Raw genomic sequence first — 13,171 nt, 5'->3', positions numbered from 1 at the left:
ATGGGATTATTTGATCGATTATTTGGACAAGAAAAACAAGAGGAGCAAGTTGCTCTTGTTGAAGAAGTGGAAAGGAAGCAGTCGGCTTCAAGCGAAGATACTGCACCTACTGAAGTTGAGTCAGCTAGTCAAGAAAAGGAAGAGTTCCAGTCTGAAGTAGTAGAGTCTGAATTGACTGCCGAGCAGGAAGCTCAGAAACAACGGACCTTAGACATGATGGCTCAATATTATGCAGCCAAAGAAGCCGCTGCGGCTCGAGTGAAGGAAGCGCAGGAACAAGGCTTTGACCCTGCTATTCAAACCAAGGTCAAGGAAGAGCCTGTTGAGGAAGTTGTTCCAGTAGAGCAAGAAAGTGAGCAGGACAAGTACCAGCGTACCTTGAAAAAGACCCGTACAGGCTTTGGGGCAAGGCTCAATGAATTCTTCGCCAATTTCCGTTCGGTTGATGAAGAATTTTTCGAAGAGTTGGAAGAAATGCTGATTTTGTCAGACGTAGGTGTGCAAGTTGCTTCTACTCTAACAGAGGAGCTCCGCTATGAAGCCAAGCTACAAAATGCCAAGAAGACAGATGAACTCCGTCGTGTTATCATCGAAAAATTGGTGGATATTTACGAAAAAGATGGTCAATTCAGCGAGCAAATCAATTTTCAAGATGATTTGACAGTCATGCTCTTTGTCGGTGTCAACGGCGTTGGGAAGACGACCTCTATCGGTAAGTTAGCCTACAAGTACAAGCAGGCTGGCAAGAAGGTCATGTTGGTCGCAGCGGACACCTTTCGTGCGGGTGCAGTAGCCCAGCTGGTTGAGTGGGGTCGCCGTGTCGATGTGCCTGTGGTCACAGGTCCAGAAAAGTCAGACCCAGCTAGTGTGGTCTTTGATGGGGTAAAATGTGCCGTGGCAGAAGGTGTGGATATTCTCATGATTGACACAGCAGGTCGTTTGCAAAATAAAGAAAACCTCATGGCAGAGCTGGAAAAAATCGGTCGCATCATCAAACGGACCCTGCCTGATGCACCGCATGAAACCCTTTTAGCACTGGATGCCTCCACAGGTCAAAATGCCCTCAGTCAAGCCAAGGAATTTGCAAAAATTACCCCATTGACAGGCTTGGTCTTGACCAAACTAGATGGTACTGCAAAAGGTGGTGTTGTTCTTGCCATCCGTCAGGAACTGGATATTCCTGTTAAACTGATTGGTTTCGGTGAGAAAATTGATGACATCGGAGAATTCAAATCCGAAGAGTTCATGCGTGGGCTCTTGGAGGGATTGGTGTAGAATGAAAAAAGTAGTTAACTGTGACAGTTAGCTACTTTTGTGTTTTCATTTTTTCCGCAATAAAGCTTCTATCCAGTCTGGTGCGTAGGCAGAAGTACAGCCTTTTGGTACTTTCATGTCTGCATAGACAGCTAACTGCTGACCGATTGCAAGGCCTTGTTCTAGATAGTCGGGGTAAGCAACGGCAATCTCAACCAAGCATTGGTTCATGGTCCATTGGACAAGTGGGTCTGCATTCTGTAAATGCTTGCGAATATGGTCTAGAGTTTCTTTAATTTCTTGATTTGTTGCTGTTTTTCCAGCAAAGTATTTGGCACGAAGGAACCAACCTAGTCGCTGAAAAATAGCTTGGTCTTGGATGAGTAAGTATTCCTCCCAGTCTTTGCTATCCTTACGTTTGCTAAGAATGATGGAAGCTAGCTTATCGAGGACATTGACCGAAACTTGTTCATTGAGGCAAGCTTCTAAAGCAGCAGAAGTCAGTTGGTTAGGTTTTGTTTTGGCAATTTGAATAGCTAAATATTGTGCCTCAAGGAAACCTGTTTGCCAGAGTGGAGCAAACAAGTCCAGTCGATTTTTATAGGCCTTGGCGATGTCAGAAATAGCTCCCATCGGAACGCCGTAGTAGGGCTTGGTTTCGCCAATTTTTTCATAACGCTTGAGGGTGCCAGCATGGCTGGCTGCTTCAAGTTGGGTGAGAATGGTGTTTATTTCAGTCATGAATATCTCCGAAAAAAACTGGATTGCTCCAGTTTTCATATTTTTATTTCAACAAACCACGTTCACGATACCAGACGTCTGGAGTCCAAACCCACTTGCAACCGTAGCTTTCTAGCAAATCAAAGGCAGCCTCAGGTCCCATAGTTCCAGCTGGATAGGTGTGGAGTGGGACTTGGTTGCTTGCCCACAAATCAACAATGCGGTCAATCAAGCTCCAGCTTGCTTTCACTTCTTCCCAATGGCTAAAGTTAGTAGAATCACCATTTAGGACATCGTAAAATAGTTTTTCGTAGGCTTCAGGTGAATTTCCAAGAGCAGTTGCATTGTGGCGGAAGTTGAGTTTGGCAGGAGTAAGAGCAAAGTGGGAACCAACTTCCTTACCGTTGATAGAGAGCATAAAGCCTTCGGTTGGTTGGATGAAAATGGTCAAGACATTGGCCTCAGAAGGTTGACCAAAAATATCTTCCGCATGCTTGAAGGTGATGGTCACGCGTGTGCCCTTTTCTGTCAGGCGTTTACCTGTACGGAAGAAGAAAGGGACATCACGGAAACGGTCAGTATCAACGAAGAAGACACCTCCTGCAAAGGTTTCTGTCTGAGAAGCTTCGGCAATATTTGGTTCATCCAAGTAGCTAACGTAGTCTTTTCCGTCGATGGAACCTGCTGCATATTGACCACGGATAAAGTTGCGTTTGAGGTCCTCATCAGAAGGCTGACGAAGGTGTTGGAAGACCTTGATCTTTTCAGCGCGGACATCTTCCTCCTTGAAGCTGGCTGGCTTATCCATTGCTAGAAGGGAAAGAACTTGAAGGGCATGGTTTTGCACCATGTCTTTTAAGGCGCCAGAATGATCGTAGTAGCCCCCACGATCCTCAACACCAATCGCTTCAGCAAATGTAATTTGGACGTTATCAATGTAATCGCGATTCCAAATATGCTCGAAAATGATATTGGCAAAGCGAACCGCAAAGATATTTTGCACCATTTCCTTGCCTAGGTAATGGTCGATACGGTAGATTTGGTCTTCATTGAAGGCTGCTGCCAATTCATCATTGAGTTTGGTAGCTGTAGCAAGGCTAGTTCCGAATGGTTTTTCAATAATCAAACGTTCAAAACCTTGGCCGTCAACGATTTGTTCAGATTTGAGGTGTTTGGCAATGGTTCCGAAAAATTCTGGAGCCATGGACAGGAAGAAGACCTTGTTGTGCTGGGTATCGTATTTTTCACACAAGTCGTCCTGTAATTTTCGAAGAGCTACATAATGTTCCGTGTCATTGACATCATGGCTTTGATAGTAGAAATGACTAGCAAATTCATGTGCTTGACGTGGTGTGTCAGGTAGATCACCTAGTGATTCAATGACGGTTTGCTCAAAAAATTCCTTGGTCCAGGGTCTGCGAGCTGTACCAATTACTGCAAAGTTTTCTTTGATGTGTCCAGCCTTATAGAGGCGGAATAAAGATGGGTAAAGTTTGCGTTTGGCAAGGTCGCCACTAGCACCAAAAATTGTAAACAATACATGTGATGACATAATTCATTCCTATCTGTTGAGTATAGACACTATTATAGCATAAATTGTCAGAAAATTCACTTTTTGAATTGGAATTATTAGAAAACACGGTAGACGTACGGGGAATCTGGCTGTTCAATCTGAACCATCGATTGTAATTCAAGTGTTGGGAGATTTTGTTTCAACGATGTGTGGTAGGAAACCTTGATTGTTCCTCTGGCTTTTACCCAAGTATTGTTAGGAAATTCTGTGGTAGCCCCCGTAGAGAGTAAGCCATATACCCCAGAATCAGCAATGCAGTGAATAATACCAAAGCGGAAAAGGAAAAATTGCTGGCTATTGTTAGGGTCATTGTAGACAAATCCAATCATTTCAATCGTTTTTCCTGAAAATTCCGTAGGATAGTCGTAGATTGCTTCCATCACTTCCATATAGTTTTCATTAGTAACGACAATGGTTTCTTCAGCCAAGTATCTATCAGCAATTTCACGCATCTGGTTTTGATAGGCAGATTTCGTAAAATAAATAGAAGTATCAGGCTTGAGATACTGAACAGTCGTCCCTTCTTGGTTTTGTGTATTAGCATCGTTTTCTGCTGCTAGTGGGAAATGATAGCCCTTGGCAGCAACAGTTGTTGAATCCAGGCTTACCGTAGGAAAGAGCCAGGCTATAGCAAGAGGAATGAGCAATAGTCCAATGCTTGATAGTTTGGCAATTTTGCTTTTTAAATGGCTATGTACTCGAATTTCTTTTACCCAGACATACAATTGTACGATGGCAAGTATGAAAGATAAAACCATGGATAGATAGGCTAGATAGCTATAGTGCAGATTGATGTATTGGTCTAATTTTCCAGAGACATAAAGATACATGGTCATCTCAAAGTAACCTGCAAGAATTAAAAAACGAATCATACTACACCTCCAAGTATCAGACTATATCCCAAAATAACGAGAGTGATAGTAATGATAAAACCGGCTATAAATTTCCCCTTGAAATAATGTTTCATCATGAGCAAGTTTTTAACATCTACCATGGGTCCGATAACTAAGAAAGCCATTACTGGGGCGAATCCGAAGCTGGATAGTAGTGATGCACCAATAAAGGCATCGGCTTCAGAACATAGGGAAAGAAGAAAGGCCAGCAACATCATCAGTAAAATAGCTGTTAATGGACTGTGACCGATGGTAGTCAGGACAGCAGTTGGAATATAGACCTGTACGAGACTTGCAAAGAGACAACCAAAGACTAGGTAACGTCCCGTATCAAAAAATTCATCAATGGCATGAATAAGTGCGAAGCCAACTTTTTGCCAGCTGGTTTTATCTGAATAATCATGCTGGTGATGGTCAAACTTGCTTCCTTTAAGAATTGGTCCTTTTATGAAAAAACCAAGAATGATTCCCAATACTAGGGATACAATGATGGCTCCTAGGGCTCTATAGAAGGCAAAAAGTAAGGAATTGCCAAAAGCAGTAAAGGTTGCAAAAAGGACGATGGGATTAATCACAGGAGCCGTTACTAAAAAGGGAACAGCAGTATAACTAGGTACTTTTTTCTCTAATAGCCGATTGACAATAGGGACAATACCACATTCGCAAGACGGAAAAATGAAGCCGATAAAGGTTCCAAATAGAATGGCAAGAAACTTGTTCTTGGGAAGGAGTTTATGGACTTTTTCAGGGGTGATAAACACATCAATAAAGCCAGAAATCAATGCTCCAATCAACACAAAGGGCAAGGCTTCAATCATGATAGACAAGAAAATAGCCCCTGCCTGTAGGACGGAGGTAGGTAATTGATCAAGACCGAACATATTATTTTTTATCCTGATTCAAGTTGTTTTTCTCGGAATTTTCTTTTGATTTTGGATCAGGATACTCAATTTCTTCCAATTTTTCAAATGAAGCAAATTCTTCCAGCATCTTTTCTAAATCATCTTGTCGTTTATAGGTTACAGCCATAGGGCACCTCCAAAAATTTTATATACACATTATACATTTTTTACTAAAAATTATCTAAAGGAATCTGTTTTTATTGAAGCGCAAATATAGTTCGCACCTTCAAATCATGATATAATATTCTTATGAAAACAAGAATATCAGAATTAGTTAGCGTGCTCAATCAATACGTTAAAGAGTATTATCAATTGGACCAACCTAGCGTATCAGATGCAGAATATGATACGCTTTATCGTGAATTAGTAGAACTGGAAACAGCTCATCCAGAACTGATTTTACCAGACAGTCCTACCCATCGGGTCGGGGGAAAGGTGCTAGACGGATTTGAAAAATATAGTCATGTTTATCCTCTTTTTAGTTTGCAGGATGCTTTTTCTCGTGAAGAATTAGAAGCTTTTGACCAGCGAGTTCGCAAGGAATTTCCTCAAGCAACTTATATCTGTGAATTGAAGATTGATGGTCTATCTATTTCCCTGACCTATGAAGCGGGTAATTTAGTCGTGGGTGCTACACGTGGTGACGGTAGTGTCGGTGAAAATATCACAGAAAATCTCAAACGAGTGGCTGATATTCCCTTGACCCTACCCGAAGCTGTGGACATCACTGTCCGAGGTGAGTGTTATATGCCAAAGGCTTCCTTTGACCGTGTCAACAAACAGCGTCAGGAGGCTGGTGAAGCTGAATTTGCTAATCCGCGTAACGCAGCGGCAGGAACTCTTCGCCAATTAGACACAGGTGTCGTGGCCCAGCGTGGACTTGCAACCTTCCTTTACCAAGAGGCTAGTCCGTCTGAAGCGACTAGTCAGTCCGATGTGCTTCGCAAGTTAGATGCTCTGGGATTTGTGACCAACCACGAATATTGCTTGGCGGAGTCGATTGATGACACGTGGGATTTTATTGAAAAAATAGCAGAGCGTAGAGATGATTTACCCTATGAGATAGATGGTGTTGTCATCAAGGTAAATGATTTAGCTATACAAGAAGAACTAGGATTTACAGTAAAAGCGCCACGATGGGCAGTAGCCTACAAGTTTCCAGCTGAGGAAAAAGAAGCAGAAATCTTGTCGGTTGATTGGACTGTTGGCCGGACAGGTGTTGTGACACCAACTGCCAACCTTAGTCCTGTTCAACTGGCAGGAACGACTGTCAGTCGAGCGACCTTGCACAACGTAGACTATATCGCCGAAAAAGATATTCGTATTGGCGATACGGTCATTGTTTATAAGGCGGGAGATATTATTCCAGCAGTTCTGAAAGTGGTGGATAAATATCGAAAAGAGCAAGAAATCATGCCCATTCCTAGTCATTGTCCGTCTTGTCAGAGCGACCTACAACACTATGAGGATGAAGTTGCCCTCCGCTGTATCAACCCTATTTGTCCTAGTCAGCTGATGAGTAAGTTGGAACATTTTGCAAGTCGGGATGCCATGAACATTGCGGGACTGGGTAGTTCAATCGTTGAAAAACTCTTTGGAGCAGGTTTGGTACACGATGTTGCTGATATTTATAAATTAACTGTTGATGACCTATTGACTTTGGAAGGTTTCAAAGAAAAATCAGCTGACAAGCTCTATCAAGCCATTCAAACTTCTAAGAGCAACTCAGCAGAACGCCTCCTGTTTGGTCTAGGTATTCGCCATGTCGGCAGTAAGGCAAGTAAGATTTTAGTAGAAAAATTTGGCGATTTAGAAACCTTAGCATTTGCTGATCAAGAAGCAATTGCTTCGCTAGAAGGCCTTGGTCAGGTTATTGCTAAGTCCTTGACAACTTTTTTTGCTAGTGAGGGTGCGCAGCAACTTTTAGCTGAACTTAAGGAAGCTAAGGTAAACTTGACCTATCTCGGACAAGTAGTAGATGAAAATGCTGCGCTATCGGGTATGACAGTTGTACTGACTGGTAAATTGGAGCGAATGAAACGAAACGAAGCCAAGGCCAAATTAGAAGCTTTAGGGGCAAATGTAGCAGGATCAGTTTCTAAAAAAACTAATCTTGTGGTTGCTGGAACAGATGCAGGTAGTAAATTGACCAAAGCACAGGAACTAGGTATCGAAATAAAAGATGAGGCTTGGTTGGAGAGCTTGTAAAGGTAAAACGATGGAAGAAAGAAAACGTGCTAGACTAATATATAATCCGACCTCAGGTCAAGAAATCATGAAGAAAAATGTGGCCGAAGTATTGGACATTTTGGAAGGTTACGGTTATGAAACTTCAGCTTTCCAAACAACTGCTGAGAAAGACTCTGCAAAAAATGAGGCTACACGTGCGGCACTTGCGGGCTTTGACTTGATTATTGCGGCTGGTGGAGATGGAACGATCAATGAAGTCGTCAATGGAATTGCTCCGCTTGAAAAACGTCCGCAGATGGCCATCATACCGACTGGCACTACCAATGACTATGCGCGTGCATTAAAAGTGCCCAGGGGAAATCCTGTAGAAGCAGCTAAGGTTATTGGTAAGCAGCAGACCATTTTAATGGATATTGGTTTAGCCAAAAATCAAAAAAATGGTTTTTATCAAGAACATTATTTTATCAACATTGCTGCGGCAGGTACACTTACGGAATTGACCTACAGTGTTCCAAGTCAACTTAAGACCATGTTTGGCTATTTGGCCTATGTGGTAAAAGGAGCAGAACTCCTGCCACAAGTACAATTTACACCTGTTCGTGTAGAGCATGACGAGGGCGTGTTTGAAGGCTCGGTTTCAATGATTTTTGTTGCCTTAACCAATTCAATTGGAGGGTTTGAACAGATCGTTCCAGATGCTAAGTTAGATGATGGTAATTTTACCTTATTGATGGTTAAAACAGGGAATTTATTTGAAATTCTGCATCTGATTCGTCAAGTCTTAGATGGTGGCAAACACATTGATAGTGATTTAGTTGAATACATAAAAACCAAGAGCCTATCCATCGAAAATCTGAACCCAGATAACCGTCTACTGCTCAATCTAGATGGAGAGTTTGGTGGGGAAGCTCCTGTAAGTCTGTACAACCTATCAAACCATATAGAGTTTTTCGCAGATACAGATCTGGTTTCTGACCATGCAATCACTCTTGATACTGATCAGATGAATCGAGAAGATATGGCCAAACGATTCATTGAAGAAACAGACCATATTGATGAAGCTATTAAATAGGAAGAAAAGATGAAACCGTCTTTTCTTTTTATTTTGTAAAAACGAATTAAACGCTTACAATGACGGTATTTTCTTGACAAATAGATGTTTTAGGAGTATCCTTACATGGTATTAAATTTTAAAAGGAGAATTCGTTATGAGTTTAGGCGCATTGGCCCTTGGATTGGCCTGTCTTGGTGTAAGTATCGGTGAGGGACTGTTGGTGGCTTCATACCTTAGTTCGACTGCACGTCAACCAGAAATGCAAAGTAAATTGATGGCTGGTGTATTTTTGGGTGTTGCCTTTATCGAGGGAACTTTCTTCGTAACCTTGGCTATGACATTTGTCTTGAAATAGTAGAAAATAGAGAAATAGAAAAGGGGGGAACCTCCATTGGAAGAACATTTAAGTCCAACCCTTACCCTTGGTCCCGTAACCTTTGACCTGACCATGGTATTGGTTTCTGTCATTACCATTTCCATTATTTTCTTACTTGTTTTTTGGGCTAGTCGTCGGATGGAGCTCAAGCCAAAAGGAAAACAGAATGTTTTGGAGTACGTTTACGAATTGACCATCAATTTTACAAAAGGGAATCTTGGCGATGCGGAAGCAAAGCGGTATTCCTTGTTCTTCTTTACAGTCTTTACTTTTCTTTTGGTTGCCAATAATCTAGGTTTGATGACCAAATTGGAAACAGCAGAAGGACATAATTTGTGGACTTCTCCAACGGCCAATATGGCTTACGATTTCGGTTTGGCAACAATTGCAACAGTATTTTGTCATGTTGAAGGTATTCGTCGTCGCGGTTTCAAGGCGTACCTCAAATCTTTTGTGACACCCTGGGCTATGGCTCCAATGAACATTTTGGAAGAAGTGACCAACCTTGTGTCGCTTGCTCTTCGTCTGTACGGTAACATTTATGCTGGTGAAGTGCTTGTCTCTCTTCTTCTACAATTATCTCAACAAAGTGCACTTGCATATCCAATTGCCTTTGCTCTAAACGTTGTTTGGACAGCATTTTCTGTATTCATTTCATGCTTGCAGGGATATGTATTTATCATGTTGGTATCTATGTACTTAAATAAAAAAATTAGTGGTGAGAGTGAATAGGAAAGGGAATGACAACTATGGCAACAACTATTACAATGCAATCTAGTACCATTCTTGGAAACTTTATCTTGGTAACAGCCTCATTTGCAATACTTATTATTCTTATTCGTGTTTTTGCATGGGATAAAATTACAGGTATTTTTGAAGAACGTGCCAATAAGATTGCAAATGATATTGATGCTGCAGAAGAAAAACTAACAGCAGCAGCGAACCTTGTTCAACAACGTGAAGATGAGTTGGTACAGGGACGTATTGAAAGTCAAAAGATTATTCAAGACGCGGTTGAACGCGCAAAACTAGAGAAAAAACGTATTCTTGAGCAAGCAGATGTTGAAATTCAAGGATTGAAGCAAAAAGCTCAATTGGAAATTGAAGCTGAAAAACGTGAAGCACAAGAAAACTTGCGTGTTCAAGTTGCTGAATTGGCAGTTGATCTTGCAAGCAAAATTATTTTGGAAGATTTGGACCAACAAGCTCATAGTAACTTGATTGACCGTTATTTGGACAAACTAGGAGACAAGTAGATGAACGCTAGAGAAAATGCCATCGTGCAAAAATATGCTCTATCATTTGTTGAAAAAGTCAGTGATCATGCAGATATTTGGGATATGTATGACCAGATTTCTGACTTGATTTCCATCATTCATGATAGTAAGCTGAATCGACTCTTGCTGTCAGCGACAGTGTCGAGAGAAGAAAAGGCTGACTTTGTAAGGACGGTACGTCAATCTAGTTTCTGGCAAATCAATGACTTGATTGAAGATGTTATTCGTGATGGTCATGCAGATTTGCTTCTTGAAACCCTTGAGCGTGTCCAATTACAAATCAGTAAATTTAAAAATGAATTTGAAGCCCGTGTGGTTTCGGTCTATCCGTTGACAGAAGCTCAAAAAGAGCGTCTCCGTCACTTGGTAGAACAACGATTTTCCTTGCGTGTACGCAATATCACGGAAGAACTTGATCAAAGTCTCCTCGGTGGTTTTATTGTAACGGTTAACCATAAGGTAATCGATGCAAGCGTTCGGACACAGTTGAAGGACGTTAGAAAAAAACTTTAGAAAATAGAAAGTGGTGTTCTTTTGATTAATGCACAAGAAATTAGCGCTTTACTAAAACAACAAATTGAAGGCTTTCAGCCTGACTTTGACTACACAGAGACTGGTGTCGTAACCTATATCGGTGACGGTATCGCCCGTGCGCAAGGTCTTGACAATGCCATGAGTGGAGAGCTTTTGGTATTTGAAAATGGCACCATTGGTATGGCACAAAACTTAGAAACCAACGATGTTGGTATCATCATTCTCGGACAATTTACCGATATTCGTGAAGGGTCAGTTGTTCGTCGTACTGGTAAAATTATGGAAGTACCAGTTGGTTCGGCTTTGATTGGTCGTGTCATCAACCCACTTGGTCAACCTGTGGATGGTCTTGGTGAAATTCGTACTAGTAAGACTCGTCCGATTGAATATCCAGCACCAGGTGTTATGCAACGTAAGTCGGTTAATGAACCGCTTCAAACTGGTCTTAAGGCGATTGACGCTTTGGTTCCGATTGGTCGTGGTCAGCGTGAATTGATTATCGGTGACCGTCAGACAGGGAAGACATCTGTAGCTATTGATGCTATTCTCAACCAAAAAGGCCAAGACATGATTTGTATCTATGTCGCTATCGGTCAGAAAGAGTCAACTGTTCGTACTCAGGTTGAAACGCTTCGTCAATATGGTGCTTTGGATTACACAATCGTAGTAACTGCATCTGCTTCACAACCGTCTCCATTGCTTTTCTTGGCTCCTTATGCTGGTGTTGCGATGGCAGAAGAGTTCATGTATGAAGGCAAACACGTCTTGATTGTTTATGATGATTTGTCAAAACAAGCGGTAGCCTACCGTGAATTATCTCTCTTGCTTCGTCGTCCTCCGGGTCGTGAAGCCTATCCAGGGGATGTATTCTACTTGCACAGTCGTTTGCTAGAGCGTTCAGCCAAGGTTTCAGATGAATTGGGCGGTGGCTCCATTACAGCTCTACCATTTATCGAAACACAAGCGGGAGATATTTCAGCTTACATCGCAACCAACGTGATTTCTATCACGGATGGACAAATCTTCTTGAAGGACGATTTATTCAACTCTGGTATCCGTCCAGCCATTGATGCGGGTTCTTCTGTATCACGTGTAGGTGGTTCTGCACAGATTAAGGCCATGAAAAAGGTTGCAGGTACCCTTCGTATCGACTTAGCTTCTTATCGTGAATTAGAGGCCTTTACGCAGTTCGGTTCAGATTTGGATGCGGCAACTCAGGCAAAACTCAACCGCGGTCGTCGAACTGTGGAAGTCTTGAAACAGCCATTGCATAAGCCACTTCCAGTTGAAAAACAAGTTTTGATTTTGTATGCTTTGACAAATGGCTATCTTGACTCAGTGCCGATTGATGATATCTTGGCATTTGAAGAAGAGTTGTATGCTTATTTTGATTTGCATTATGATAATCTTTTGGATGTCATTCGTACAACCAAAGATCTACCTGATACAGATGAGTTGAACGCTGCAATTCAAGCTTTCAAAGACCAGTCTGTCTTTAAGTAAAGGAGTGAATAATGGCAGGTTCTCTCAATGAAATCAAGTCAAAAATTGCATCAACTAAGAAAACCAGTCAAATCACCGGTGCCATGCAGATGGTTTCGGCTTCTAAATTAGCCAAATCAGAGCAATTAGCGCAATCCTTTCAGATCTACGCTAGTAAGGTTCGTCAGATTACAACGGATCTCTTACGTGGAGAATTGATGGCTTCAGATACAAGCAATCCAATGCTGATTCGCCGTCCAGTTCAAAAATCGGGTTATATTGTCATTACCTCTGACAGTGGACTAAAAGGTTCTTATAATTCCAGTATTTTGAAGGCTGTGATGGGGATGATTGAACAGGACCATGACTCGAAAGATGAGTATGAGATTATTGCTATTGGTAGTATGGGAGCAGATTTTTTCCGTGCTCGTGGTATCAATCCTGTCTTTGAATTGCGCGGTTTAGCAGACAACCCAAGTTTTGAAGAGGTTCAAAAAATCATTTCTAAGTCTGTTGAGATGTACAAGAATGAACTCTTTGATGAGTTGTATGTTTGTTATAACCACCATGTCAATAGTTTGACCAGTCAGGTGCGTGTACAACAGATGCTTCCTGTAGAAGATTTGGACCACAATGAAGCAGATGGTTATACAGCTACCTTTGAGTTGGAACCAAACCGTGAGGTTATTTTGGAACAACTCTTGACTCAATATGCAGAATCAACTATTTATGGAGCGATTTTGGATGCCAAAACTGCTGAAAATGCAGCAGGTATGACAGCCATGCAGACAGCAACGGATAATGCTAAGAATGTCATTAACGATTTGACAATCCAATACAATAGGGCTCGTCAGGCAGCGATTACTCAGGAAATTACTGAGATTGTAGCTGGTGCCTCAGCCCTTGAGTAATAGAA

Annotated in this window: 14 protein-coding genes; 9 read left to right on the top strand and 5 right to left on the bottom strand. The window is 41.7% G+C overall.

Annotated elements, in window-relative coordinates; genetic code table 11:
• Entirely contained in the window at positions 1–1,275 is a 1,275-nt protein-coding gene (gene ftsY / locus ODU45_RS02985; protein ID WP_398580739.1) for a signal recognition particle-docking protein FtsY, read from the top strand.
• A 45-nt stretch (positions 1,276–1,320) separates the two neighbouring features.
• On the opposite strand, the gene ODU45_RS02980 is transcribed toward ftsY, so the two are convergent.
• The 5 genes from ODU45_RS02980 to ODU45_RS02960 form a co-directional block, all read right to left on the bottom strand.
• Positions 1,321–1,995: a DNA alkylation repair protein gene (locus ODU45_RS02980; protein ID WP_105148362.1), complete on the bottom strand. Its 675-nt coding sequence runs from the start codon at positions 1,993–1,995 to the stop codon at positions 1,321–1,323.
• 43 nt (positions 1,996–2,038) lie between these two features.
• A complete protein-coding gene (zwf, locus tag ODU45_RS02975) occupies positions 2,039–3,526 on the bottom strand; it encodes a glucose-6-phosphate dehydrogenase (RefSeq protein ID WP_024407440.1) in 1,488 nt (495 codons plus the stop codon).
• Between the two features lie 77 nt (positions 3,527–3,603).
• On the bottom strand, positions 3,604–4,419 hold the full coding sequence (locus tag ODU45_RS02970; RefSeq protein ID WP_398580738.1) for a TIGR03943 family putative permease subunit: 816 nt from the start codon (positions 4,417–4,419) through the stop codon (positions 3,604–3,606).
• Positions 4,416–5,321, bottom strand: coding sequence for a permease (locus tag ODU45_RS02965; RefSeq protein WP_105139844.1), 906 nt, complete (start codon positions 5,319–5,321; stop codon positions 4,416–4,418). Before ODU45_RS02965 ends, ODU45_RS02970 begins: the two co-directional genes overlap by 4 nt.
• 1 nt (position 5,322) lies before the next feature.
• Positions 5,323–5,469 carry an SPJ_0845 family protein gene (locus ODU45_RS02960; RefSeq protein WP_002936026.1) on the bottom strand — a complete coding sequence of 49 codons (147 nt, stop codon included), beginning with the start codon at positions 5,467–5,469 and terminating at the stop codon, positions 5,323–5,325.
• A gap of 122 nt (positions 5,470–5,591) precedes the next feature.
• On the opposite strand from ODU45_RS02960, the gene ligA reads away from it, so the two are divergent.
• The 8 genes from ligA (at position 5,592) to ODU45_RS02920 (ending at position 13,166) form a co-directional block, all read left to right on the top strand.
• Positions 5,592–7,550, top strand: coding sequence for an NAD-dependent DNA ligase LigA (ligA, locus tag ODU45_RS02955; protein WP_398580737.1), 1,959 nt, complete (start codon positions 5,592–5,594; stop codon positions 7,548–7,550).
• Positions 7,551–7,560: 10 nt separating this feature from the next.
• Positions 7,561–8,604 (top strand): diacylglycerol kinase family lipid kinase, encoded by a 1,044-nt coding sequence (locus ODU45_RS02950; protein ID WP_105134223.1) that lies wholly within the window; start codon positions 7,561–7,563, stop codon positions 8,602–8,604.
• A gap of 136 nt (positions 8,605–8,740) precedes the next feature.
• Positions 8,741–8,941: a F0F1 ATP synthase subunit C gene (locus tag ODU45_RS02945; protein WP_002936021.1), complete on the top strand. Its 201-nt coding sequence runs from the start codon at positions 8,741–8,743 to the stop codon at positions 8,939–8,941.
• 36 nt (positions 8,942–8,977) lie between these two features.
• Entirely contained in the window at positions 8,978–9,694 is a 717-nt protein-coding gene (gene atpB, locus ODU45_RS02940; RefSeq protein ID WP_024407435.1) for a F0F1 ATP synthase subunit A, read from the top strand.
• A gap of 17 nt (positions 9,695–9,711) precedes the next feature.
• Positions 9,712–10,218, top strand: a complete 507-nt coding sequence (atpF, locus tag ODU45_RS02935) for a F0F1 ATP synthase subunit B (RefSeq protein WP_024407434.1) — start codon at positions 9,712–9,714, stop codon at positions 10,216–10,218.
• A complete protein-coding gene (locus ODU45_RS02930; protein ID WP_024400742.1) occupies positions 10,219–10,752 on the top strand; it encodes a F0F1 ATP synthase subunit delta in 534 nt (177 codons plus the stop codon).
• 3 nt (positions 10,753–10,755) lie between these two features.
• On the top strand, positions 10,756–12,276 hold the full coding sequence (atpA, locus tag ODU45_RS02925) for a F0F1 ATP synthase subunit alpha (protein ID WP_044761584.1): 1,521 nt from the start codon (positions 10,756–10,758) through the stop codon (positions 12,274–12,276).
• Between the two features lie 11 nt (positions 12,277–12,287).
• Positions 12,288–13,166 carry a F0F1 ATP synthase subunit gamma gene (locus ODU45_RS02920; protein ID WP_002936012.1) on the top strand — a complete coding sequence of 293 codons (879 nt, stop codon included), beginning with the start codon at positions 12,288–12,290 and terminating at the stop codon, positions 13,164–13,166.
• Positions 13,167–13,171: the final 5 nt, after the last annotated feature.

It is taken from the genome of Streptococcus sp. 2022WUSS135 (assembly GCF_044427045.1).
GTDB classification, from domain to species: domain Bacteria; phylum Bacillota; class Bacilli; order Lactobacillales; family Streptococcaceae; genus Streptococcus; species Streptococcus hashimotonensis.
The sequence above is the reverse complement of the archived record's forward strand: the minus strand, read 5'-3'. Positions and strand labels throughout refer to the sequence as shown.

Coding starts and splice junctions, on each gene's coding strand:
- ODU45_RS02965 (WP_105139844.1), bottom strand. CDS start 5,321: ATGTTCGGTCTTGATCAATTACCTACCTCCGTCCTACAGGCAGGGGCT.
- ODU45_RS02960 (WP_002936026.1), bottom strand. CDS start 5,469: ATGGCTGTAACCTATAAACGACAAGATGATTTAGAAAAGATGCTGGAA.
- ODU45_RS02920 (WP_002936012.1), top strand. CDS start 12,288: ATGGCAGGTTCTCTCAATGAAATCAAGTCAAAAATTGCATCAACTAAG.
- ODU45_RS02930 (WP_024400742.1), top strand. CDS start 10,219: ATGAACGCTAGAGAAAATGCCATCGTGCAAAAATATGCTCTATCATTT.
- ligA (WP_398580737.1), top strand. CDS start 5,592: ATGAAAACAAGAATATCAGAATTAGTTAGCGTGCTCAATCAATACGTT.
- ftsY (WP_398580739.1), top strand. CDS start 1: ATGGGATTATTTGATCGATTATTTGGACAAGAAAAACAAGAGGAGCAA.
- zwf (WP_024407440.1), bottom strand. CDS start 3,526: ATGTCATCACATGTATTGTTTACAATTTTTGGTGCTAGTGGCGACCTT.
- ODU45_RS02970 (WP_398580738.1), bottom strand. CDS start 4,419: ATGATTCGTTTTTTAATTCTTGCAGGTTACTTTGAGATGACCATGTAT.
- ODU45_RS02950 (WP_105134223.1), top strand. CDS start 7,561: ATGGAAGAAAGAAAACGTGCTAGACTAATATATAATCCGACCTCAGGT.
- atpF (WP_024407434.1), top strand. CDS start 9,712: ATGGCAACAACTATTACAATGCAATCTAGTACCATTCTTGGAAACTTT.
- ODU45_RS02945 (WP_002936021.1), top strand. CDS start 8,741: ATGAGTTTAGGCGCATTGGCCCTTGGATTGGCCTGTCTTGGTGTAAGT.
- ODU45_RS02980 (WP_105148362.1), bottom strand. CDS start 1,995: ATGACTGAAATAAACACCATTCTCACCCAACTTGAAGCAGCCAGCCAT.